This window comes from Streptomyces sp. NPDC046727 (assembly GCF_040645635.1).
Taxonomy (GTDB): Bacteria; Actinomycetota; Actinomycetes; order Streptomycetales; family Streptomycetaceae; genus Streptomyces.
The window spans coordinates 12,425-33,446 of sequence record NZ_JBEYYR010000031.1; the positions used below are offsets into that span (position 1 = coordinate 12,425).

At 72.3% G+C, this 21,022-nt stretch carries 21 protein-coding genes and 2 pseudogenes; 13 read left to right on the plus strand and 10 right to left on the minus strand.

Features of this window, described 5'->3' with window-relative positions; genetic code table 11:
- Nucleotides 1–192 precede the first annotated feature (192 nt).
- Nucleotides 193–924 (plus strand): LuxR C-terminal-related transcriptional regulator, encoded by a 732-nt coding sequence (locus tag ABZ937_RS30670; RefSeq protein WP_361696586.1) that lies wholly within the window; start codon nt 193–195, stop codon nt 922–924.
- Nucleotides 925–946: 22 nt separating this feature from the next.
- Here ABZ937_RS30670 and ABZ937_RS30675 read toward each other — a convergent pair whose 3' ends face one another.
- A complete protein-coding gene (locus ABZ937_RS30675; RefSeq protein WP_361696587.1) occupies nt 947–1,492 on the minus strand; it encodes a DoxX family protein in 546 nt (181 codons plus the stop codon).
- Between the two features lie 129 nt (nt 1,493–1,621).
- Between ABZ937_RS30675 and ABZ937_RS30680 the strand changes: the two genes are divergently transcribed.
- The 3 genes and pseudogenes from ABZ937_RS30680 to ABZ937_RS30690 all read left to right on the plus strand — a co-directional run bounded on the left by ABZ937_RS30680 (nt 1,622) and on the right by ABZ937_RS30690 (nt 3,899).
- On the plus strand, nt 1,622–1,948 hold the full coding sequence (locus tag ABZ937_RS30680) for a nuclear transport factor 2 family protein (RefSeq protein ID WP_361696588.1): 327 nt from the start codon (nt 1,622–1,624) through the stop codon (nt 1,946–1,948).
- A 34-nt stretch (nt 1,949–1,982) separates the two neighbouring features.
- Nucleotides 1,983–2,517 (plus strand): annotated as a pseudogene (locus ABZ937_RS30685) (aldo/keto reductase); the annotation flags it as partial.
- Between the two features lie 191 nt (nt 2,518–2,708).
- Nucleotides 2,709–3,899: a D-alanyl-D-alanine carboxypeptidase gene (locus ABZ937_RS30690; protein ID WP_361696589.1), complete on the plus strand. Its 1,191-nt coding sequence runs from the start codon at nt 2,709–2,711 to the stop codon at nt 3,897–3,899.
- Between the two features lie 260 nt (nt 3,900–4,159).
- On the opposite strand, the gene ABZ937_RS30695 is transcribed toward ABZ937_RS30690, so the two are convergent.
- A complete protein-coding gene (locus tag ABZ937_RS30695; protein ID WP_361696590.1) occupies nt 4,160–4,918 on the minus strand; it encodes an SDR family oxidoreductase in 759 nt (252 codons plus the stop codon).
- Between the two features lie 157 nt (nt 4,919–5,075).
- On the opposite strand from ABZ937_RS30695, the gene ABZ937_RS30700 reads away from it, so the two are divergent.
- From ABZ937_RS30700 to ABZ937_RS30720, 5 genes are all read left to right on the plus strand, one after another.
- Nucleotides 5,076–6,383 carry a multidrug effflux MFS transporter gene (locus tag ABZ937_RS30700; protein WP_361696591.1) on the plus strand — a complete coding sequence of 436 codons (1,308 nt, stop codon included), beginning with the start codon at nt 5,076–5,078 and terminating at the stop codon, nt 6,381–6,383.
- Entirely contained in the window at nt 6,323–7,504 is a 1,182-nt protein-coding gene (locus ABZ937_RS30705) for a serine hydrolase domain-containing protein (RefSeq protein WP_361696592.1), read from the plus strand. Before ABZ937_RS30700 ends, ABZ937_RS30705 begins: the two co-directional genes overlap by 61 nt.
- A gap of 71 nt (nt 7,505–7,575) precedes the next feature.
- Complete coding sequence (locus ABZ937_RS30710; RefSeq protein ID WP_361696593.1) at nt 7,576–8,571, plus strand: small ribosomal subunit Rsm22 family protein; 996 nt, start codon at nt 7,576–7,578, stop codon at nt 8,569–8,571.
- A 31-nt stretch (nt 8,572–8,602) separates the two neighbouring features.
- Nucleotides 8,603–9,217, plus strand: a complete 615-nt coding sequence (locus ABZ937_RS30715) for a TetR/AcrR family transcriptional regulator (protein ID WP_361696594.1) — start codon at nt 8,603–8,605, stop codon at nt 9,215–9,217.
- Nucleotides 9,218–9,314: 97 nt separating this feature from the next.
- On the plus strand, nt 9,315–10,052 hold the full coding sequence (locus ABZ937_RS30720; protein ID WP_361696595.1) for a bifunctional DNA primase/polymerase: 738 nt from the start codon (nt 9,315–9,317) through the stop codon (nt 10,050–10,052).
- Nucleotides 10,053–10,061: 9 nt separating this feature from the next.
- Here ABZ937_RS30720 and ABZ937_RS30725 read toward each other — a convergent pair whose 3' ends face one another.
- The 4 genes from ABZ937_RS30725 to efeO are packed head-to-tail and all read right to left on the minus strand — an operon-like array spanning nt 10,062 to nt 14,303.
- The gene (locus ABZ937_RS30725; RefSeq protein ID WP_361696596.1) at nt 10,062–11,054 is read right to left on the minus strand and encodes a hypothetical protein; all 993 of its coding nucleotides are present in this window, start codon (nt 11,052–11,054) and stop codon (nt 10,062–10,064) included.
- The gene (gene efeU / locus ABZ937_RS30730; protein WP_361696597.1) at nt 11,014–11,886 is read right to left on the minus strand and encodes an iron uptake transporter permease EfeU; all 873 of its coding nucleotides are present in this window, start codon (nt 11,884–11,886) and stop codon (nt 11,014–11,016) included. The genes ABZ937_RS30725 and efeU overlap by 41 nt, the downstream gene beginning before the upstream one ends.
- 3 nt (nt 11,887–11,889) lie before the next feature.
- Entirely contained in the window at nt 11,890–13,149 is a 1,260-nt protein-coding gene (gene efeB, locus ABZ937_RS30735) for an iron uptake transporter deferrochelatase/peroxidase subunit (protein WP_361696598.1), read from the minus strand.
- A gap of 17 nt (nt 13,150–13,166) precedes the next feature.
- Complete coding sequence (efeO, locus tag ABZ937_RS30740; RefSeq protein WP_361696599.1) at nt 13,167–14,303, minus strand: iron uptake system protein EfeO; 1,137 nt, start codon at nt 14,301–14,303, stop codon at nt 13,167–13,169.
- Between the two features lie 137 nt (nt 14,304–14,440).
- On the opposite strand from efeO, the gene ABZ937_RS30745 reads away from it, so the two are divergent.
- Entirely contained in the window at nt 14,441–15,310 is an 870-nt protein-coding gene (locus tag ABZ937_RS30745) for a hypothetical protein (protein ID WP_361696600.1), read from the plus strand.
- Nucleotides 15,303–15,947 carry a PhzF family phenazine biosynthesis protein gene (locus ABZ937_RS30750; protein ID WP_361696601.1) on the plus strand — a complete coding sequence of 215 codons (645 nt, stop codon included), beginning with the start codon at nt 15,303–15,305 and terminating at the stop codon, nt 15,945–15,947. Before ABZ937_RS30745 ends, ABZ937_RS30750 begins: the two co-directional genes overlap by 8 nt.
- Before the next feature lie 10 nt (nt 15,948–15,957).
- On the opposite strand, the gene ABZ937_RS30755 is transcribed toward ABZ937_RS30750, so the two are convergent.
- Together ABZ937_RS30755 and map are read right to left on the minus strand one after the other, a co-directional pair.
- Nucleotides 15,958–16,605 (minus strand): biliverdin-producing heme oxygenase, encoded by a 648-nt coding sequence (locus ABZ937_RS30755; protein WP_361696602.1) that lies wholly within the window; start codon nt 16,603–16,605, stop codon nt 15,958–15,960.
- Between the two features lie 143 nt (nt 16,606–16,748).
- On the minus strand, nt 16,749–17,606 hold the full coding sequence (map, locus tag ABZ937_RS30760) for a type I methionyl aminopeptidase (RefSeq protein WP_361696603.1): 858 nt from the start codon (nt 17,604–17,606) through the stop codon (nt 16,749–16,751).
- 59 nt (nt 17,607–17,665) lie between these two features.
- Here map and ABZ937_RS30765 point away from each other — a divergent pair, with 59 nt between their 5' ends.
- Nucleotides 17,666–17,899: a hypothetical protein gene (locus ABZ937_RS30765; RefSeq protein ID WP_361696604.1), complete on the plus strand. Its 234-nt coding sequence runs from the start codon at nt 17,666–17,668 to the stop codon at nt 17,897–17,899.
- On the opposite strand, the pseudogene ABZ937_RS30770 reads toward ABZ937_RS30765, so the two are convergent.
- Nucleotides 17,900–19,200: pseudogene (locus ABZ937_RS30770) on the minus strand (MFS transporter).
- Between the two features lie 62 nt (nt 19,201–19,262).
- Complete coding sequence (locus ABZ937_RS30775; RefSeq protein ID WP_361696605.1) at nt 19,263–19,859, minus strand: hypothetical protein; 597 nt, start codon at nt 19,857–19,859, stop codon at nt 19,263–19,265.
- A gap of 79 nt (nt 19,860–19,938) precedes the next feature.
- On the opposite strand from ABZ937_RS30775, the gene ABZ937_RS30780 reads away from it, so the two are divergent.
- Nucleotides 19,939–21,012, plus strand: coding sequence for a sialidase family protein (locus ABZ937_RS30780; RefSeq protein ID WP_361696606.1), 1,074 nt, complete (start codon nt 19,939–19,941; stop codon nt 21,010–21,012).
- Nucleotides 21,013–21,022: the final 10 nt, after the last annotated feature.

The window sequence follows — 21,022 nt, forward strand, 5'->3', positions numbered from 1 at the left end:
TTCGGGTGTGGCATCGCTCTCGCGCTGTATGGTCATGTCTGTCCTTTTCGCGGCGACAAAACGGCGATGACGTGCTGCGGACGCTCTAATCCTGTGGAGTTGAACTTTGGCTGAATCTTCCCGGTCGGGTAGCGGGAAACAAGACAGTCTTGGTGATCATGGCCCAAACATGGTGCGAACAAGTGTTGTGCCGTGATTCCCTTGATGACGTCGCTGCGAACGGGCACGAAGCGTATCGGCCGCAAGGCGGAGCGGGGGCAGACTATGCAGAAGCCGATGTTTCTTCGCGTTCTGTGGGTGGTCAGCGACGAAGTTTCCCTCTACGGCCTGACGGCCCTTCTCGATCTCGTCGGCAGCGTATCCCAATACGAAGTCTGCCTGGATGTCTCGGCGGCGGAAAAGCGGCTGCGGGAGCATTCCTTCGACGTTTGCGTACTTCCTGTGGAACGATATACCACACAGGTCGGCGAACTGGCAGACCGCTGCGGATCACTTCTTGTGCTGACGCTTCCGGCGGGCAAGACTTCCGAGGATTTCGGGCAGGTGGACCGGCGGATCGCGCACTGGCTGCCCCAACACCGCATCACACTCAGCATGCTGCAGAGGGTTTTTCTGGGATTCACCGAGGGTATGCACCGCCCGGTGGATCTGGCCCCTGCCGGCGACCGTGCCATGCGTCTCCTGCATCGCGTGACCGAGCGGGAGCGGGAAGTCCTCCGGCTGCTCGCCCAGGCCCAGAGCAATCAGCAGATCGCCCGATGCCTGGGGATATCCATTCACGGCGTCAAACGGCACGTGTCGAATCTGCTGCTGAAATTCGACTGCTCGAACCGGACCGAACTCGCCCTGGCCGCCTCGCAGTTGCAGATCGACCTGGTGCGGCCGCCCGGAGCGGCCGTACGGACCGGAGTGCTGGGTCTCTGAAGGGCGATGGTTTCAGGTCAGCTCACTCCTCGAAGAGCGCCTCCTGCTCGCCCTCCGCCTTCCGCCGCATCCGCTGGTTCCGTGCCCCCACCACCAGGGCCGTGCCCGCCGCCGTCGCGCCGAGGGCGACCGGGACCATCCAGCCGCGGTCGAAGACGTGCCCGAGGGCATGGTCGAGGGAGAGACGGCCCGGCCCGGACACGGCGAGGCCGGCCGCGGCCAGGCCCAGGGTCGCCGCGTACTCGTAACCGCCCTCCTGGGCGAAGAAGCCGTTGGGCAGATGGACGGCCGCCGCCCCCGCCATCGCGCCGGCCGCCGCCGCGCCCGCCGCCGGGGTCGCGAGGCCCAGCGCCAGCAGCGTGCCGCCGCCCGTCTCCGCCAGGCCCGCCGCCGTCGCGCTCGCCTTGCCGGGCGCGTAGCCGACGGACTCCATGAACTGCCCGGTGCCCTCCAGGCCGTGCCCGCCGAACCAGCCGAACAGCTTCTGCGTGCCGTGTGCCACCAGCACCCCGCCGGCGCCCAGCCGGAGCAGCAGCAGGCCCAGATCACGTCGGTCGTAACAGCTCACGGTGACTCCCCGGCAGACAGTCGGACAGGTCCCCTCCCGCGGACCCACCCTCGCACCTCCGGACCCGTCCGGCCCGTCCTGGCTGCCGTTCGGGTGGCGGGCCCGGGGGAGCGGTGTGAGCCTGGCGGCATGACGATTCAGCCAGCCAAGCTCAGCGACCCGGCCGTCCGGGCCTTCGTCCACGCCGTCAACGCGCACGACCGCGAAGGCTTCCTGGCCCTGCTGGCACCCGGCGCGACCATGTCCGACGACGGCGCCGACCGGGACCTCGCCGACTGGATCGACCGGGAGATCTTCGAGTCCCACGGGCACATGGACGTCGACCGGGAGTCGAACGGCGGGCGCACCCTGCTCGCCCGCTACCGCAACGACGCCTGGGGCGAGATGCAGACCAGGTGGTCGTTCACCGTCGACGACGACGGACAGATCTCGCGTTTCGAGACCGGGCAGGCCTGACCGAGCCGCACCGGGGGGGAGGGACCGGGCCGGCGAGGAGATCCTCGGTCGGGCCCTGGGCAGGCGGCGGGACGACGTCGTCCTCGCCACCAAGTGGGGCAACGTCTTCGACCCGGACACCCGCACCCTCACCGGCACCGACGACACCCCGCGGTACGCCCGCCGGGCCCTGACCGCCTCCCTGCGCCGGCTCGGCACCGACCACGTCGACCTGTACCAGCTCCACCTGTCCGACGCCGACCCGGCACGGGCCGCCGAACTCCGCGAGCGGTGCGAGGAGTTCGTCCGGGAGGGGCGCGTCCGCGCCTACGGCTGGAGCACCGACGACCCCGCGCGGGCCGCCGTCTTCGCCGAGGGCCCGCACTGCACGGCCGTACAGCACACCCTCAACGTGATGCAGGACGCCCCCGAACTCCTGGCGCTGTCGGACCTGGCTCCCGGGGTACGAGAGCGACGGATCCGGCGCTGATCCGCGCTGGCCGACCCGGATCGACGCGCTCCGCTCGATCCTCGCCAGCGGCGGCCGGACCCTCGCCCAGGGCGCCCTCGCCTGCCAAACATCCCGTTCCTCGGTGGTTCTGGGCGCCCGCTGTGGGCGCGGCCACAAGCTAGGGAGGAACCTTTGTGCAGCCCTGGGCAAAGGATGTGCGAGGGCTGAGAAACGGGGGTAACTCATGGGATTCTCATACCGCGGCACATTCCACGCCGTATCGGCCCTCCGGGAGCGAATCCCCTGCTCGACGCGGTGTACGGTCCCCGGGTGCGCGAAAGTTCCCGGCTCAGCCGGCGTGCCGTCCTCGGGCTGACGGCCGCCGCCCTTCCCCTGACCACGGCCAGCGAGGCCGCCGCGACCACGGTCATCGGCGGCGAGCGGCTGGCCCGTACCGGTGTCCAGATACGCGGCGCCTCCGGACTGCCGAAGAAGCTCACCGCCCGCTCCTGGCTGGTCGCCGACTGCGTGAGCGGTGAGGTGCTCGCCTCGTTCGGCGCGCACCGGCGGCTGGCGCCCGCGTCCACGCTGAAGATGCTGTTCGCGGACACCGTGCTGAAGAAGTTCGACCGCACCCGGCGCTACCGGGTCACCGACGCCGACCTCGCCGACGTCCCGGCCGGCTCCAGCCTGGTCGGCATCAAGCCCGGCATCACCTACACCGTCGAGCAGTTGTGGCAGGGCGTGTTCCTGCGCTCCGGCAACGACGCCGTGCACGTGCTGTCCCATCTGAACGGCGGCATCGCCCGGACCGTCGCCGAGATGCAGGCCAAGGCCGCGGATCTGCAGGCCCTGGACACCCATGTGGTCAGCCCCGACGGCTTCGACCACAAGGGGCAGCTCTCCTCGGCGTACGACCTCACGCTCTTCGCCCGCCACGGTCTGAAGGACGCCGACTTCCGCGGCTACTGCGGCACCAGGACCGCCGACTTCCCGGCGGGCGGCAAGAAGACCTTCCAGATCCAGAACACCGACCGCCTGCTCACCGGGGCGTGGGGCCTGAAGACGTACGACGGCCTCATCGGTGTCAAGAACGGCTACACCAGCCACGCCGGCAACACCTTCACCGGCGCGGCCACCCGCGGCGGGCGCACCCTGCTGGTCACCGTGATGCACCCCGAGTCCGGCGGCAACGCCGTCTACGAGGAGACCGCCGCCCTGCTCGACTGGGGCTTCACGCACGGGCGTTCGGCCCAGGCCGTCGGCACGCTGGTCGCGCCGCTCAGCGAGGGCGGGGCGAGCGCGAGCCCGGCGCCCGCGCGGAAGCCCGTGCGGGCGGCGGCCGGCGCGCCCGGCTCGGTGTCGTCCGCAGGCGGCTCGGCGTGGCAGGCCCTGGGGGGCGCCGCCGGGGCGCTCGCGCTGCTGGGGGCGGGGGGCTGGGCCCTGCGCCGGCGCCGGGCGCGCGCGATGGCCCTGCCCGAGGGCGACGAGCCGGATTCCGGCCGCGGCCACCGGCGCTGAGCGGCGGGACGCGGGGGCCCGTGCCCGACGACGTCATGCGGCGGCCGTTCCACCGACCGGTGTGCACCCCGCGGTCCGCCGCCGGGGCGACCCCCGACTCCGGTCCGGTGGAACGGCCGCCGCTCCCCCCTCGGAGTGGCTACGGAATTTCCGTGCTCCAACTGTGAAGCTCTCGTGGAGGAAAGTTGAGCATACGTCCGCGACGGGCCGCAATACCGCGGACGTTGTAATTCCGTTTGTGCGGGTGGGCGGGGTCCCGGTCAGCCCCGGCCGATGTACGGCATCGTCGTCGCCAGCACCGTCGCGAACTGCACGTTCGCCTCCAGCGGCAGCTCCGCCATGTGCCGTACCGTGCGCGCCACATCGGCCACGTCCATCACCGGTTCCGGGGCTACCTCCCCGTTCGCCTGGAGCGCGCCCGTCTGCATCCGGGCCGTCATGTCGGTCGCCGCGTTGCCGATGTCGAGCTGCCCGACGGCGATGCGGTACGGCCGCCCGTCCAGGGACAGCGACTTGGTCAGGCCGGTCAGCGCGTGCTTGGTCGCGGTGTAGGCGACCGAGTGGGGGCGGGGCGCGTGGGCCGAGATGGAGCCGTTGTTGATGATCCGGCCGCCCTGCGGGCCCTGCTCCTTCATCTGCCGGTAGGCCGCCTGGGCGCACAGGAACGCCCCGTTGAGGTTGGTGTCCACCACGTGCCGCCACGCGTCGTACGGCAGCTCCTCGACCGGGACCCCGCCGGGCCCGAAGGTCCCCGCGTTGTTGAACAGCAGGTCCACCCGGCCGAACCGCTCCACGGTCGCCGCGAACAGCGCCGCCACGTCCTCGGGCCGGGACACGTCCGTGCGCACGGCGAGCGAGGCCGCCTCCGGTACCAGTGCCGCCGTCTCCGCCAGCGGCTCGGCGCGCCGGCCGGCCAGCGCCACGGACCAGCCGGCGCGCAGCAGCTCCACGGCGACGGCCCGCCCGATGCCGGAGCCCGCCCCGGTCACCACCGCGATCTTCGATTCCCTGTCAGTCATGGCAACGCAGCCTAGGTGCGAAGTCCGCCATGCGGAATCAGCTGTCCGCCATACGGTTACCGCCCCCGGGTGTCGATCTTCTCTCGCTCATCTGTGCCTCGGCACTGTGTGCGAACTGAGACCATGGGGGCCGGCACAGCGGGGAGAGGGAGGGCACATGCCGGAGCACACGGCGGCATCGACACCGGAACAGGACCATCAGCCCACCCCCGCACCGTCACCCACCCACGCCCCGGGCCGCGCCGGCGCCCTCCTCACCGTCCTCCTCGGCGCCCTCACCGCGACCACCCCGCTCGCCATGGACATGTACCTGCCGTCCCTGCCGCAGGTCACCCGCTCCCTGCACGCGCCCGCGGTCACCGTCCAGCTCACCCTCACCGCCTGCATGGCCGGGCTCGCCCTCGGCCAGCTGGTCGTGGGCCCCATGAGCGACCGCTGGGGCCGGCGCCGCCCGCTGCTCACCGGGCTCGCCGGCTACCTGGCCGCCACCGCCCTGTGCGCCCTCGCGCCCACCGTCGAGACGCTGATCGCGTTCCGGCTGGTGCAGGGCCTCGCCGGCGCGGCCGGGGTGGTCATCGCCCGGGCCGTCGTACGCGACCTCTACGACGGCGTCGCCATGGCCCGCTTCTTCTCCACCCTGATGCTGATCTCCGGGGCCGCCCCCATCGTGGCCCCGCTCATCGGCGGGCAGATCCTCCGGGTGACCGACTGGCGGGGCGTGTTCGTGGTGCTCACCCTGGTCGGCGCGGTGCTCGGCGCCCTGGTCTGGGCCCGGCTGCCGGAGACCCTGCCGCCCGCCGCGCGCCACCAAGGGGGAGTGGGGGAGGCCCTGCGCGCGATGCGCGGCCTCCTCGCCGACCGGGCCTTCACCGGCTACATGCTCGCCGGCGGCTTCGCCTTCGCCGCGCTGTTCGCCTACGTCAGTGCCTCGCCCTTCGTCATCCAGGAGATCTACGGCGCCTCCCCGCAGACCTTCAGCCTGCTGTTCGGCCTCAACTCCATCGGCCTGGTCGCCGCCGGCCAGATCAACGGCAAGCTGCTGGTCGGCCGGGTCAGCCTGGACAAGGTGCTCGCCACCGGTCTCACCGTGACCGTGCTCGCCGCGACCGCCCTGCTGCTGATGGCCACGGGTGCCCTCGGCGACACCGGCCTCGCCCCCGTCGCCGCCGCCCTCTTCGTCCTGATGTCCGCGATGGGCCTCATCCTGCCCAACGCCCAGTCCCTCGCCCTGCTGCGCACCCGGCACGCCGCCGGTTCCGCCTCCGCGCTGCTCGGCACCTCCTCCTTCCTCGTCGGCGCGGTCGCCTCCCCGCTCGTCGGCGTCGCCGGAGAGCACACCGCCGTACCCATGGCGGTCGTCCAGCTGACCGGGGCACTGGTCGCGGCGGCCTGCTTCGTGGGAATGTGCCGTCCCTGGACGGCACGGGAGATCACCCGTGCCGGGTCGGAGGGAGACGAGAGCTGAGCGCACCGAGACTGCGCGCCGGCACACCGGAGCGGGCCGGGTTCGACACCGTCGAGCTGGGGCACCTGGTCGCCGAGGCGCACGCCCTCACCGCCGGCGAGCGCCCCTGGGCGGCCGGCGTCGTCGTGCTGGCCGGCCGCGGGCCCGTGATCGCCGTGGCCGAGGCCGCCGGCTGGGCGGTGCGCTACGCCTCCTACGACCCCGAGACGGACACCGGCGTCGAACTGCCGCCCGCCGCCCGGGTCCCGGTCACCGTCGGCACCACCTTCGACCTGGCGTCCCTCACCAAGCTGTTCACGTCCGTCGCCGCCGTGCAGCAGATCGAACGCGGCACCCTCGGCATCGACGCCCGCGTCGGCGACTACCTGCCCGACTTCCACGCCGCCGCCGTGCACGGCATCACGGTACGGCAGCTGCTCACCCACACCTCCGGGCTGCGCCCCGAACTCCCGCTGTACGACTGCCCGGACGACGCGAGCCGGCTGGACCTGCTGCGCGCCGAGGCACCGGCCACCGAACCGGGCCGGTACGGGTACTCGGACCTCAACATGCTCCTGCTCCAGTACGTGCTGGAGCGCATCACCGGCCGCACCCTCGACGTCCTCGTCCGGGACGGCATCACCCGGCCGCTCGGCATGACCGCCACCGGCTTCGGACCCTGCCCCGGCGCAGCGGCCACCGAGGACCAGCGCCGGCCGTGGGCCAAGGCCGACCGGGGCATGCTGCGGGGCGTGGTCCACGACGAGAACGCCTGGGCGCTCGGCGGGGTCGCCGGACACGCGGGCCTCTTCTCGACCGCGCCCGACCTGGCCGTCTTCTGCCGCACCCTGCTCGCGGGCGGCTCCTACGGCCCCGCGCGGATCCTCGGCCCCGACTTCGTGGAGCTGCTGTTCACCCCGCCCGGGCTGGGCTTCGCCCTGGACCAGCCGTGGTTCATGGGCGAGCTGGCGGGCCGCGGCGCGGCGGGCCACACCGGCTTCACCGGCACGTCCCTGATCCTGGACCCGGCGACGGACACGTTCCTCGTCCTGCTGGCCAACACGGTCCACCCGAGACGCCGCCCACCGGACAGCGGCCCGAGGGCGAAACTGGCGACGTGCCTGGCGAGGGCGGTGATCTGAGGCGCACCCGGTGACCCGGGCCCGCCCCCCAGCGGGCCCGGCACCAGCGCGGGGCGCCTTAGAATCGCCAGGTGAACGACCCCGCCTCCCCGGCCGCAGGCCTCCGCACGGCCCTGGCCGACCTCCTCGACGGCCTGCCCCCCACGGAGGTGTCCGCCGCGGTGGACCGGCTGATCGCCAACTATCGCGGTGACACCCCCACCCACGCGCCGATCCTCCGCGACCGCGCCGACGTCGCCGCCTACGCCGCCTACCGGATGCCGGCCACCTTCGAGGCGGTCCGCTCCGCCCTCGCCGCGTTCGCCGACGCCCTGCCCGGCTGGACACCCGGCAGCCATGTGGACATCGGCGGCGGCACCGGCGCCGCCACCTGGGCCGTCACGGCGACCTGGCCCGGCGAGCGCGGCGTCACCGTGCTGGACTGGGCCGAGCCCGCCCTCGCCCTCGGCCGGGAGATCGCCGCCGCCAACCCGGCCCTGAAGGACGCCCGCTGGCAGCGCGCCCGCATCGGCGCGGACCTCACCCTGGACGCCACCGACCTGGTCACCGTGTCGTACGTCCTCAACGAACTCGCCGAGGCCGACCGCGCCGCCCTCGTCGACGCCGCCGGCGGCGCCGCGCGGGCCGTCGTGATCGTCGAGGCCGGCACCCCGGCCGGCTACGACCGCGTCATCGAGGCCCGCGACCGGCTGATCCGGGCCGGCTTCCGGATCGCCGCGCCCTGCCCGCACAGCGCCGCCTGCCCCATCGTGCCCGGCACGGACTGGTGCCACTTCTCCGCCCGGGTCGGCCGCTCCTCCCTGCACCGCCAGGTCAAGGGCGGCTCGCTGGCGTACGAGGACGAGAAGTTCGCCTACGTCGCCGCCACCCGGCTGCCCGCCGAGCCGGCCCCCGCCCGTGTGGTCCGGCGCCCGCAGATCCGCAAGGGCCAGGTGCTCCTCGACCTGTGCGAGGCCGAGGAGCAGCTGCGCCGCACGACGGTCAGCAAGCGCCACGGCGACCTGTACAAGGCGGCCCGGGACGCCGACTGGGGCGACCCCTGGCCGCCGTACGACTCCGTGTCGTAGCCCGCCGCCGTGGCTTGTTACTTTCGTCCCCATGGTCGACAAGCCCGCCCCCGATGCCACCCGCCGCAGCGAGAAGTCCCGCCGGGCGATCTACGCCGCCGCCCTCGCCCTGGTGGCCGAGGTCGGCTACCCGAAGACCACCGTCGAGGCCATCGCCGCCCGGGCCGGCGTCGGCAAGCAGACCATCTACCGCTGGTGGTCGTCCAAGGCGGACGTCCTGCTGGAGGCGTTCCTGGACCTCGCCGGGCAGACGGCGCAGGCGGCGGGCCAGGAGCCGTACACCATCCCGGACACCGGTGACCTGGCCGCCGACCTCAAGGCGGTGCTGCGGGCCACGGTGGACGAGCTGTGCGACCCGCGCTTCGAGGCGCCGGCGCGGGCGCTGACCGCGGAGGGCGTGGTCAACGAGCAGGTCGGCCGCGAGTTCGTGACCAAGCTCCTGGAACCGCAGCTCCAGCTGTACGTCGCCCGCCTGCGCTCGGCCCAGGACACCGGGGACGTACGGGCCGACGTGGACCCCCGGATCGCGCTGGAGCTGTTCGTCTCGCCCCTCGCGCAACGCTGGCTGCAACGCACGGCGCCGATCTCGTACGCCTACACGGACACCCTCGTCGACTACGCCCTGTACGGACTCGCACCGCGGTGACGGCCGGCCTTCCGCCTTCGGCGCCCCCCGAAGCAACAGAAGATGGGACGATAAGGCATGCTGTGCGCACACCAGCGAGGCGAGACCGAGGCGATAGATGAGCGCGACGTTCGGCGGCCGGACCGGCCGGCAGGGCAAACTCTCCCAGTGGCTGCGCGGACGCCGCCCGAAGGAGGCCGCCGACGACGGCGGCCGTGAGGCCCTGCTGCTCGCCGCCGCCGGCGCGGGCCTGCCGCTCGCCCCCGCCGCGCACCCCGCCGACGGCTACCGCTGCTCCTGCGACCGCGTGGGCTGCCCGACCCCGGCCCGGCACCCGGTGTCGTTCGCCTGGCAGACGCAGTCCACCACCGACCGTGCCCAGGTCGAGCGCTGGGCCCGGCACCAGCCGCAGGCGAACTTCATCACCGCCACCGGCATGGTCCACGACGTCCTGGACGTGCCCCTGGAGGCCGGCCGCGAGGCCCTGGACCGGCTGCTCGGCTCCGGTGTGGAGGTCGGCCCGGTCGCCGAGAGCGACGACGGCCGCATGCTGTTCTTCACCCTCACCCGGGGCACCCCCGAGGACGAGGACGAGTGGTGGCCGTGCGCGCTGGACTGCCACCCCGAGACCATGGACGAGCACCCCGGCCTGCGCTGGCACTGCCGGGGCTCCTACGTCCTCGTACCGCCCGCCCGGCTGCCCGGCGACGACGACCAGCGGGTGCGCTGGGCGCGCGGCCCCGAGCATCCGCTGCCCGACCCGCTGACCCTGCTGGAGGCGCTCACCGACGCCTGCGCCCGGTACGCGGGCGCCGAGGCCGGCCACCAGGGCGCGGCCTGGCCCCTGCACCACTGAGCGGGCTGCCTACTCGCCCTGCGCGGACGTCAGGCCCCAGGCACGCCCCAGCATCCGCAGCGGGCCGCTGCCGGCCGGGTCGAGGACGGCCTCGTTGGCGATCGACTCCATCGTCAGGGACTGCTTCACCTCGCCCTTGATCAGGGCCTGCACGTCCTTGTTCGGGACCTGCACGGTGCCGCCGGTGTAGGCGGTCCGCTTCTCGTAGTGGTGGGTGGCGAAGAACACCAGCGCCCCGCCGTCCGCCGTGCGCAGCGCGAGCGGCGCGTAGGCGCCGTGGGCGAGCGGTTCGTCGATGAACTGCCGGACGAGGCCGGGCTTCTCGGCCTCCTTCCTGCGGGCCGCGCGCAGTGCGCTGGTGTCGCGGCCGTCCGCGAAGGTCTTCCCGCCGCTCTTCAGGTAGGACGCGTACGTCCGGCTCAGTTCGTCCGGCCGGACGGCCAGCTGCGCGGTGTCCGCCGGAACGGCCTCGGCCCAGCCGTCCTCGTCCTTCTTGAACTCCGGGACGGTACCCGGGGTCATGAGCGTCAGATAGCTCACCCGCCACCGCTCGCCGAGGTCGCCCCGGGTGAACACCATCACCCAGCGGAAGTTGCCGCCCTTGTTGCCCTGGGCGTCCGCGACGAACCAGCGGGGCCAGCCGGCCTTCTCCGGGATCGTGATCTTCACGTCCGTCAGCTTCAGCGGAATGTGGCCCGGGTTCCCGGACGGGCTGTTGACGTGCCCGGCCTTCAGCCGCGCGGAGTCGATGTCGGCGAGGGCGCCGGTGACATAGGGCGCGTCCAGAGAGCTGTCGTAGGCCTTGTCGGCCTTGTTGTACGCGTCCGTGAACGCGGTGAGCGCCTTGGCGGCCTCGGCGCGGGTGGCGGCGGGGAGCACCTCGCGCTCCCCGTGCACCACCACACATCCGCTCGCGGTGAGCGACAAAGCGGTCAGCGAGGCCGCTATGAGTGCGTTCCGGTCACGCCTGCGAAGCCTTCGACGGCTGCGTTCCCTGGTCATCGGGCTCCTTCACCTTCCCCTTTCCGGAGGCGAACCCTACCGGGGAGAGGAACAGCCCGAGCACCGGGACCAGATACAGCGCCCACACCGTGATCTGAATGACCGTCGGGTCCGGCTGGAAGTTGAACACGCCCTTCAGCAGGGTGCCGTACCAGCTGTCCGGCGGGATGGTGTCGCTGATGTCGAAGGCCAGGTCGGTGAGGCCCGGGATCCAGTTGGCCTCCTGAAGGTCGTGGAAGCCGTACGCCAGCACGCCCGCCGCGACCACGACCAGCATGCCGCCGGTCCAGGTGAAGAACTTCGCCAGGTTGATCTTCAGGGCGCCCCGGTAGAACAGCCAGCCGAGGAAGACCGCCGTGGCCAGGCCCAGGGCGACGCCGACCAGCGGGCGCGGGGTGCCGTCGGAGGCCGCGTGCACCGACGCCCACACGAACAGCGCGGTCTCCAGGCCCTCCCGGCCGACCGCGAGGAACGCGGTGGCGACCAGCGCGCCCGTGCCGAGGGCGAGGGCCGCGGCCAGCTTGCCGTGCAGCTCCGACCGCAGATGCCGGGCGGTGCGCCGCATCCAGAACACCATCCAGGTCACCAGGCCCACCGCGACGATCGACAGGGAGCCGCCGAGCGCCTCCTGCGCCTCGAAGGTCAGCTCCTGCGAGCCGAACTCCAGGGCGCAGCCGAAGCCCATGGCGATGGCGATCGCGATGCCGATGCCGATCCAGATCGGCTTCAGGGCGTCCTTGCGGCCGGTCTTGACCAGGTACGCGATCAGGATGCAGACGACGAGCGACGCCTCAAGACCCTCGCGCAGGCCGATCAGGTAGTTGGAGAACACGGGCTACGCCTCCTTCGAGAACAGCGCCCGGCCCCACCAGTCGCCGGAGTCCCGGACACCCGGCGGTACGGCGAAGACCGCCGAACCCACGTGCTGGATGTACTCGTTGAGCGCGTCCTGCGCCGACAGCCTGCGCTGCAGCGGGATGAAGCCCTTGCGTACGTCCCGCTGGTAGGCGAGGAAGAACAGGCCCGCGTCGAGGCGGCCGAGGCCGTCGGTGCCGTCGGTGAAGGAGTAGCCGCGGCGCAGGATGGTGACCCCGTCGTTGGAGTCGGGGTGCGCGAGCCGTACGTGCGCGTCCGGCTTCATCGCCTTCAGGAACGGCTTGTCGTGTTCCTTGGCCTTGCCGACCGGGGCGCCCTCGCGCTTGTCCCGGCCGAACACGTCCTCCTGCTCCTGCAGCGAGGTACGGTCCCAGGTCTCGATGTTCATCCGGATGCGCCGGGCGACCAGGTACGACCCGCCGGTCATCCAGGCGGACTTCGCGTCGACGTCCTCGTCGCCGACCCACACGAACTTCTTCAGCCGGTCGGTCTCGGTGCCCGCGATGTTGCGGGTGCCGTCCTTGAAGCCCATGAGGTTGCGCGGGGTCTGCGCGTCCGGGGTGGTCGAGGAGGTCTTGCCGAAGCCCAGCTGCGACCAGCGGATGGCGACCTTGCCGAAGCCGATGCGGGCCAGGTTGCGGATGGCGTGCACGGCGACCTGCGGGTCGTCGGCGCAGGCCTGGACGCACAGGTCGCCGCCGGTGCGGGCCCTGTCCAGGTTGTCGCCGGAGAACTTGGGCAGGTCGACCAGGGCCTCGGGCCGCCTGTCGTGCAGCCCGAACTTGTCGAACAGCGACGGCCCGAAGCCGATCGTCAGCGTCAGCCGGGACGGCTTCAGCCCGAGCGCCTCACCGGTGTCGTCCGGCGGGGCCTCGGCGAGCCCGCCGTACGCGCCCTCGCCGACCGCCTTGCCCGCGGTCATCCGGCGGGCCGCCGCCGTCCAGTCCTTCAGCATCTGGACGAACTCGTCGCGGTCCTCGGTCTTCACGTCGAACGCGGCGAAGTGCAGCCGGTCCTGCACCGGCGTGGCGATGCCGGCCTGGTGGGCGCCGTGGAACTCCACCGCGCCGCCCGTCTCGGCGGCGGCCGGGTCCATGTCGTTGCCGGTCCTGGTCATCGCCACGGCCCCGCCGGCCGCGGCGGCGCCGAGCGCGAGCCCGGCACCACCCCAGCCGATCAGCGAGCGGCGCGACGGATTGCTCCCCTGGGTCTCGGTCATTGCCCTTGCCCCTCTGCTTACTTCACGACCGCGGCGGCCAGCTTGGACAGCGGCTCGGCGAGTGCGTTCACCGCGTCCGACAGCTCCTTGCGCTGGTCCTTGGTGACCTTGTCGTAGGACACGAAGTCGTATGACGCCTTGTCCGAGCGGTACTTGTCGAGCAGCGTGTTCAGCGCCGTGAACTGCTTGTCCAGTTCCTTGGCCAGCGCCGGGTCGTTCTTCGCGGCGACCGGCTTCAGCAGCTCGTACGCCTTCTCGGCGCCCTCGACGTTGCCCTTGAAGTCGACCAGGTCGGTGTGCGAGTAGCGCTCCTCCTCGCCGGTGACCTTGCCGGTGGCGACCTCGTCCAGTAGTTCCTTGGCGCCGTTGGCCATGGAGGTCGGGGTGATCTCGGCCTTGCCGACCCGGCCCTGCCAGTCCTTCAGGTCGGTCAGCAGCTGGCCGGCGAGGGTCTTCTCCTCGGCACCGATCTTCTTGTCCTGCCAGAGAGCCTTCTCCAGCCGGTGCCAGCCGGTCCACTTCTGGCCGTCCTCCAGGCCGTCCTCGCGGAAGTCGACCTTCGGGTCGATGTCACCGAAGGACTCGGCGACCGGCTCGGTGCGCTCCCAGCCGAGGCGGGAGAGGGCGTAGGCCTTCCGCGCGGCTTCCAGGTCGCCGGCCTTGACCGCCTTGACGAAGGTCTCGACCTTCGGCAGCGTCTCGTCGGCCTGGTCCTGGGCGTACTGGCGGTAGTCGGCGACGGCCTTGTCCAGCTTCGGGTCACGCTTGGCGGTGCTGCCGCCGCCGGTCACGGTCAGCTTCTGCCGCACGCCGTGGCCCTTCATGCCGGGCCGGCAGGCGATCTCGTACGAGCCGGCCTTCACCTCGGCGGTGAGCGTGTACTTGGTGCCGGGGCCGATGTTCTCCTTCTCGGAGACGATCCGGTCGTCCGGGAAGAGGATCTCGACCTCGGTGGCCTTCGAGCCCTTGTTCTCGATCTTCAGCGTGACGTGCCCGGCCGGCACGGACTTGCTGGAGGTGTCGCACTTCGAGTCGGCGGCCGTGACCTGGATGGCGTCGCCGTCCTTGGCGTCGCTCTTCGCGGTGCAGGCCGAGAGGGCGGTCAGAGCCGCCGTGGTGACGGCGGCGGTGACGGTCAGTCGGACGGCTCGCATACAGGCTCCTGGCGGATCTGGTGTGGTGAGGCTGCCCTAACTTACCTGAGGCTTATCTCACCTCTACCCCCCGGGGTGGTGATTCAGATCTCAAAACATTTCGCGGGCGGCCGTCGGGCGGTGACAGGGTGACCGGCATGGGAAACGCGCGCAGGGAGTGGGTGGGGGAGGGCGGTGTGGTGCTCGACGTGCGCGGGCGCCCAGGACCGCCGCCGCTCCGTTTCGAGGTGGCCGACGGCGGCCGGATGCTGCTGCGGCAGGGCGAGCGCGTCGTACTGCTGGGCCGGGTCGAGGAGGGGAACCAGGGTGTGTACATCAGCCGGTACGACGGCTACCGCCCACCGCTCCCGCCGATCCGCTCGGCGCTGATGCGGGACCCCGCCAACTGGGTCCACCTCTGTGCCCGATGGCTGGAGGAGGCCCCCGAAGGGCCGTTGCACGACTCCCGCTGGCTTCTCGGAGCGCGTTCCGCCTTCCCTCCGTACGTCTGGCACGGAGAGGACTTCGTCCGCGAGTGGCCGCATTGCCGTCTCGACTGGTCCGCGCGCGGCTGGCACGGCGTGGTACCCCTGCGTCCGCTCTCGTCCGAGAACGACCCCCGGGTGAAGGCCTACCGCAAGCACGCCCGTGACGGCACCCTGGCGCCGGTTCTGCTGTGGTGGGTCACCGCCCTCGACGGCTGGCTGCTCCTGGATGGGCACGACCGGGCCGTGGCGGCGCTCGCGGAGGGGCTGACCCCGCCTTGTGCGGTGCTCACCCGGGTGCCGGAGGAGGAGGACTGGCGCCGCACCGCCCGCGAGGTGGCCGACCGGCTGGAGCGGCTCGCCGCGCGCCCCGACACCCCCGGCGCCGAGCGGCAGCGGGAGACCATGCTGCGGGCGTACGGCGACACTCTCTCCTCACTGCCCCATGAGACGGCCCGCACCTACTCCTGGCCCCTGGCCGGCGGCGCCCCCGCCTGGGACGCGCTCGCCCGCGCCGCGATGTTTCAATTCCCCCGTGACTGACTACGACGTACTCCGCGTCTTCTGCGGACCGGACGGCGGCTACGGCAACGAGCTGGGTGTCGTCCGTGAGGGTTCGGTGCTGCCCGAGCGGAGCGACCGGCAGGCGCTGGCGGCCAAACTCGGCTTCAGCGAGACCGTGTTCGTGGACGACCCCGAGCGCGGTGTGATCGACATCTACACGCCCACCCTGCGCCTGCCCTTCGCCGGTCACCCCTGCGTGGGGACGGCCTGGCTGCTCGACGTGCCCGAACTGGTCACGCCCGCCGGTGTCGTCGGGACCCGCCTGGACGGCGAGTTCAGCTGGATCGAGGCCCGCCCGGAGTGGGCCCCGCCGCGCACCCTGCGCCGGTACGACACGGCGGCCGAGGTCGACGCCCTGCCCGTCCCCCCGCCGGGCGAGTGGGTCTACGCCTGGGCCTGGGAGGACGAGGCGGCCGGGCGTGTCCGGGCCCGGGCCTTCCCTGGCCGTGACGACGGCATCGACGAGGACGAGGCCACGGGCGCGGCGGCGCTGCTCCTCACCGAGCGGCTGGGCCGCGCCCTCAACATCACGCAGGGCCGGGGCTCCCAGATCCTGACGGCGCCGCAGCCGCACGGCTGGGTGGAGGTCGGCGGCCGGGTGTTCCTGGAGCGCTAGGCGGTCAGCGCTAGGCGGTCAGCGGGAACTCGTCGCCCAACGCCCGGAAGACCGCCGTGTTCAGGTCGAACGCCCGCTTGCACTCCGAGACGACCCGCTGCTTCTCCAGGTCGTCCACCCCGATCCCGTCCAGCAGCTCCCGGTACCCCCGCTTGAACGCGGCCGGGTTGGAGATCCGCTCGAAGACGTAGAAGCGGACGCCGTCACCCTTCTTCGCGAAGCCCCACGTCCGCTCCGCCCTGTCCCGGATGATCTGGCCGCCGGAGAGGTCGCCGAGATACCGGGTGTAGTGATGGGCGACATAGCCGCCGGGCCAGCGCTCGGCGCACTCCCGCACCCGGGCGGCGTACTGGCGGGTCGCGGGCAGGGCGTTCAGTCCCGTCCGCCAGTCCGGGCCCCGCAGATGCGCCAGGTCCCGCTCCAGCGCGGGCAGCCGGAACAGCTCCGGCCGGACGAACGGCCCGGCCACCGGATCCGTCGCCAGCCGCTCGGCCGTGCTCTCCAGGGCCTCGTAGACGAACCACAGCTGCTCGGTGTAGCGGGCGTAGGCCGTGACGCCGAGCCGGCCGCCGAGCAGATCGCTCATGAACGTCGAGGTCTCCGCCTCCATGTGCTGCTCGTGCGACGCGGTACGGATCAGGGACGAGAAGGAGTCCATGACCACATCCTCTAAGGTAAGCCTTACCTAAGTCAACGACCTTGCCGACCTTGTGTCGGTAACTTTGCCGACGCCCTGTCGGTAAAAGCGTACAAGAGGAAGCCCGCCCCCGGCAGGGAGCGGGCCGTCGGCGGTCAGGGAGGTCAGGGCAGGGTGAGGATCTCCGCGCCGGTGTCCGTGACCACCAGCGTGTGCTCGAACTGCGCGGTCCGCTTGCGGTCCTTCGTGACGACCGTCCAGCCGTCGTCCCACATGTCGTACTCGTGCGTGCCCAGCGTCAGCATCGGCTCGATCGTGAACGTCATGCCCGGCTGCATCACCGTCGTCGCGTGCGGGCTGTCGTAGTGCGGGACGATCAGCCCGGAGTGGAACGACGAGTTGATGCCGTGCCCGGTGAAGTCACGGACGACGCCGTAGCCGAAGCGCTTGGCGTACGACTCGATGACCCGGCCGATGACATTGATCTGCCGGCCGGGCTTCACCGCCTTGATCGCCCGGGTGAGCGCCTCGCGCGTGCGCTCCACCAGCAGCCGCGACTCCTCGTCCACCTCGCCGACCAGGTAGGTGGCGTTGTTGTCGCCGTGCACCCCGCCGATGTACGCCGTCACGTCCAGGTTGACGATGTCGCCGTCACGCAGGACCGTCGAGTCCGGGATGCCGTGGCAGATGACCTCGTTGACCGAGGTGCACAGCGACTTGGGGAAGCCGCGGTAGCCGAGCGTGGACGGGTAGGCGCCGTGGTCGCACATGTAGTCATGGGCGACCTTGTCCAGCTGGTCCGTGGTGACCCCGGGCGCGATGATCTTCGCGGCCTCCGCCATCGCCCGCGCGGCGATACGGCCCGCGGTCCGCATCGCCTCGATGGTCTCGGGGGTCTGCACCTCCGGCCCGGTGTACGGCGTCGGCGCGGGCTTGCCGACGTACTCGGGGCGGCGGATGTTTCCGGGAACCGGACGGGTGGGAGACAGCTCCCCTGGTACGAGCAGCGACTGGCCAGACATGCCAGCGAGTCTAACCAGCGTGACATGGGGGAACATGTCGGTGGCGAGAGGAGCTGTTCATGGCCCTGTTCAAGAAGCGCACCGCCGGCAAGCCGGGCGAGTGGTACTACTGCCTGGAGCACAAGAAGGTCGAGGAGGGCCCGGACTGCCCGGGCAAGGACCGCTTCGGGCCGTACGCCTCCCCCGAGGAGGCCCAGCGGGCGATGGAGACCGCCGCCGAACGCAACCTCCAGTGGGAGGCCGACCCGCGCTGGCACGACGCGGCGGCCGGCCAGGACACCGAAGAGGACTGATCAGGCCTGTACCGCGGCGCGCCGCTCGCGCATCCGCACCGCGTGCTCGTTCGTCCGGGCGTCGTACGTCATCAGGCCCGGCAGGCACACCGCGAGCAGCCCCACCGCGCCCGCGCACGCCAGACCGCCGGACCAGACCGAGGCCCGGACCCCGGCACAGGCGGCGAAGCCACCCGCCCGGACCTGGCCGAGCTGCGGGCCCACCGAGTACGACAGCAGCTCGATCCCGGCGAGCCGGCCGCGCAGCTCGTCCGGGATCGTCTGGTTCCACATGGCCGACCGGAAGACCCCGCTGACCATGTCGAAGCCGCCGCCGACCGTGAGGAACAGCAGCACCAGCCACACGTTCCCGAAGACCCCGGCCGCCGCGACCGCCAGGCCCCAGCCGGCGGCCGACAGCACCACCATCAGCCCGTGCCGGTGCACCCGCGCGGTCCAGCCGCTGGTCAGGCTCACCAGCAGCGCTCCGGCCGGCGCAGCCGCGTACTCCCCCACTGCCTTAAGGGCGTGGGGGGACCCCCACGGCCGAGCGCCCACGGCGCGTGCAGGTCGTCGGCGAGGAACGGCAGCACGGCCAGCGGCATCGCCAGGAACATCGCCGCGAGGTCGACGGCGTAGGTGCCGAGCAGCTCCTTCCGGCTCCACGCGTACCGGGCGCCCTCCGCGATCGCCCTCAGATCCGGCTTCGCGGCCTCCTCGGCGGCGGGGGAGGGGGCGATCCGCGCCATGTACGCCAGCGGGACCACGAACGTCAGCACATCGGCCGCGTAGGCCCCGCCGAGGCCCGCGTAGGCGACGACCACGCCCGCGACCGCCGGACCGGCGACCCCGCCGACGGTCCAGCGCAACGAGTTCAGCGAGGCCGCGCCCGGCATGTCGTCGTGCGCGACGATCCGCGGCCACAGGGAGTCGAGAGCCGGCCGCTGCACGGACACCAGCGCGGAGGAGAGGGCGGCCACCGCGTACAGCGGCCACACCGCAGGGTGCGGGAGCAGGGCGTTCAGCAGCAGGACGGCGCTGAGCAGGCCCTGGCCGGCCTCCGCCCACACGATGAGCTTCCGCTAGTCCAGGGCGTCGGCCAGGGCGCCGCCGTAGAGACCGCACACGATGAGCGGCAGCAGCTCCACCGCGCCGATCGCACCCACGGCCGCCGTGGACTCCGTCAGCTCCTTCAGCTGGACCGGCAACGCGACGAAGGTCGGGAAGCTGCCGAAGTTGCTGACCAGGCCGGACTTCCAGAGCCGCCGGAAGTCCGCGGAGGCCTTCCAGGGGGACAGGTCGGGGAGGAGAGCGCGGGTCACCGCTGCATGCCCGACGGCCACGCGGCAGGGGGCAACCGCTTTTCCCGGGCGGGCGGGCGACGTCACCACGGGGCCGGTGGCGGTGCCGTCAGAACCTCCGTCAGCCGTGCCAACCGGTCCCGGAAGCCCCGCCGGACCCTCGAAGAGCCCCCGTTCTCGCCCGCCGCCGCGCTCACCAGGTGCTGCACGGTGTCCAGGTCCAGCTCCGCCCCGTCCGGCACGGCCAGCGTGTCATGGGCCATCGCGGCCAGCTCGCCCCCGCCCGCGCCCAGCGCCAGCACCGTCACCCCGGCCCGCCGGGCGTCGTGCACCCGCTCCAGCAGCGACGCGGGTTCACCGGGCGCCACCACCAGCAGGGTCTCACCGCGCCGCGCCGCCGCGATCCGGCCCGGCCCGACCGCCAGATGCGCGGGATCGGACGGACGCGCCCCGTGTCGGACCAGAGTCGGCGCCAGCTCGGGCGTGCCCGACCACGCTGCCTCGTCCACCAAGTGCGCGGCCAGATGCCAGGGTTCGTACTCCGGCGTGCCCACCAGCAGCAGCCCGCCCCCGTGCGCCACCACCGACCCGCGCAGCACCCCCGCGAAGCGCCGGGTGGCCCCCAGCCACTCGGTTCCGGCGAGCACTTCCCGCAGCAACGCGACCCGTACGGCGTCCATGCGACCGCATCCTGCCGCAACCGGTCACTTGTGACGCGGAGTTCACCCCGAATTCGCCCGACGTGGGGAAGGTGCCGGGATGACCGACGTGACCGTCCCCTTCCGCGCGGGCCACCAGGGGTACGCGAGCTTCCGCATCCCCGCGATCGTCGCCACCGCGTCCGGCACGCTGCTCGCCTTCTGCGAGGGCCGGGCCGACTCCGCCGCCGACCACGGGCACATCGACATCGTGCTCAAGCGGTCCACGGACGGCGGCCGTACCTGGGGCCCGCTCCAGGTCGTCGCGAACAACGGGAAGAACCTCGCCGGCAACCCCGCCCCCGTCGTCCTGGACACCGGCCGGATCCTGCTCGTACACGTACGGGCCGCCGCCTCTGCCACCGAGGCCGCCATCCTGCGCGGCCAGGTCAAGGACGCCGACGGCCGGCGGGTGTGGGTGCAGCACAGTGACGACGACGGGGTCACGTGGTCCAGGCCCCGGGAGATCACCGCGCAGGTGAAGAAGCCCGGCTGGCGCTGGTACGCCACCACCGCCGGCCACGCCCTCCAGCTGACCTCCGGCCGCGTCCTCGTTCCGGCCAACCACACCGTGGCGCCCACCGGCACCGACACCGGCGCCGAGGCCCGGTACAACAGCGGGCACTGCCTGCTCAGCGACGACCGCGGCGAGACCTGGTACCTCGGCTACCTGGACGAGAACCCCGACGGCTACGTCAACGTCAACGAGACCACCGCCGCCGAACTCCCCGACGGCCGCGTCTACCTCAACACCCGCAACGACTCGCCGTCCCCCGGCAACCGCGCCGACGCCCACTCCAAGGACGGCGGGAAGACCCTCGTCAAGCCCTTCCGCCCGCAGGCCGGCCTGACCGCCCCGGTCTGCGAGGCCAGCGTCCTGCAGCTCCGCGATCCCGACCTGCTGCTCTTCTCCGCCCCGGCCGACCCCGCCGCCCGCGCCCTGATGACGATCCGCGCCTCCGCCGACGGCGGCACCACCTGGCGGACGGCGTTCACCGCCGACGGGCTGCCCGCCGCCTACTCCGACCTGGTCCGCGTCGATGCGCACACGGTCGGGCTGCTGTACGAGACGGGCGACTTCGGCGCCTACGAGACGATCACCTTCCGCCGGGTGCCCGTACACCGGCTGACCTGAGCCGGTACCG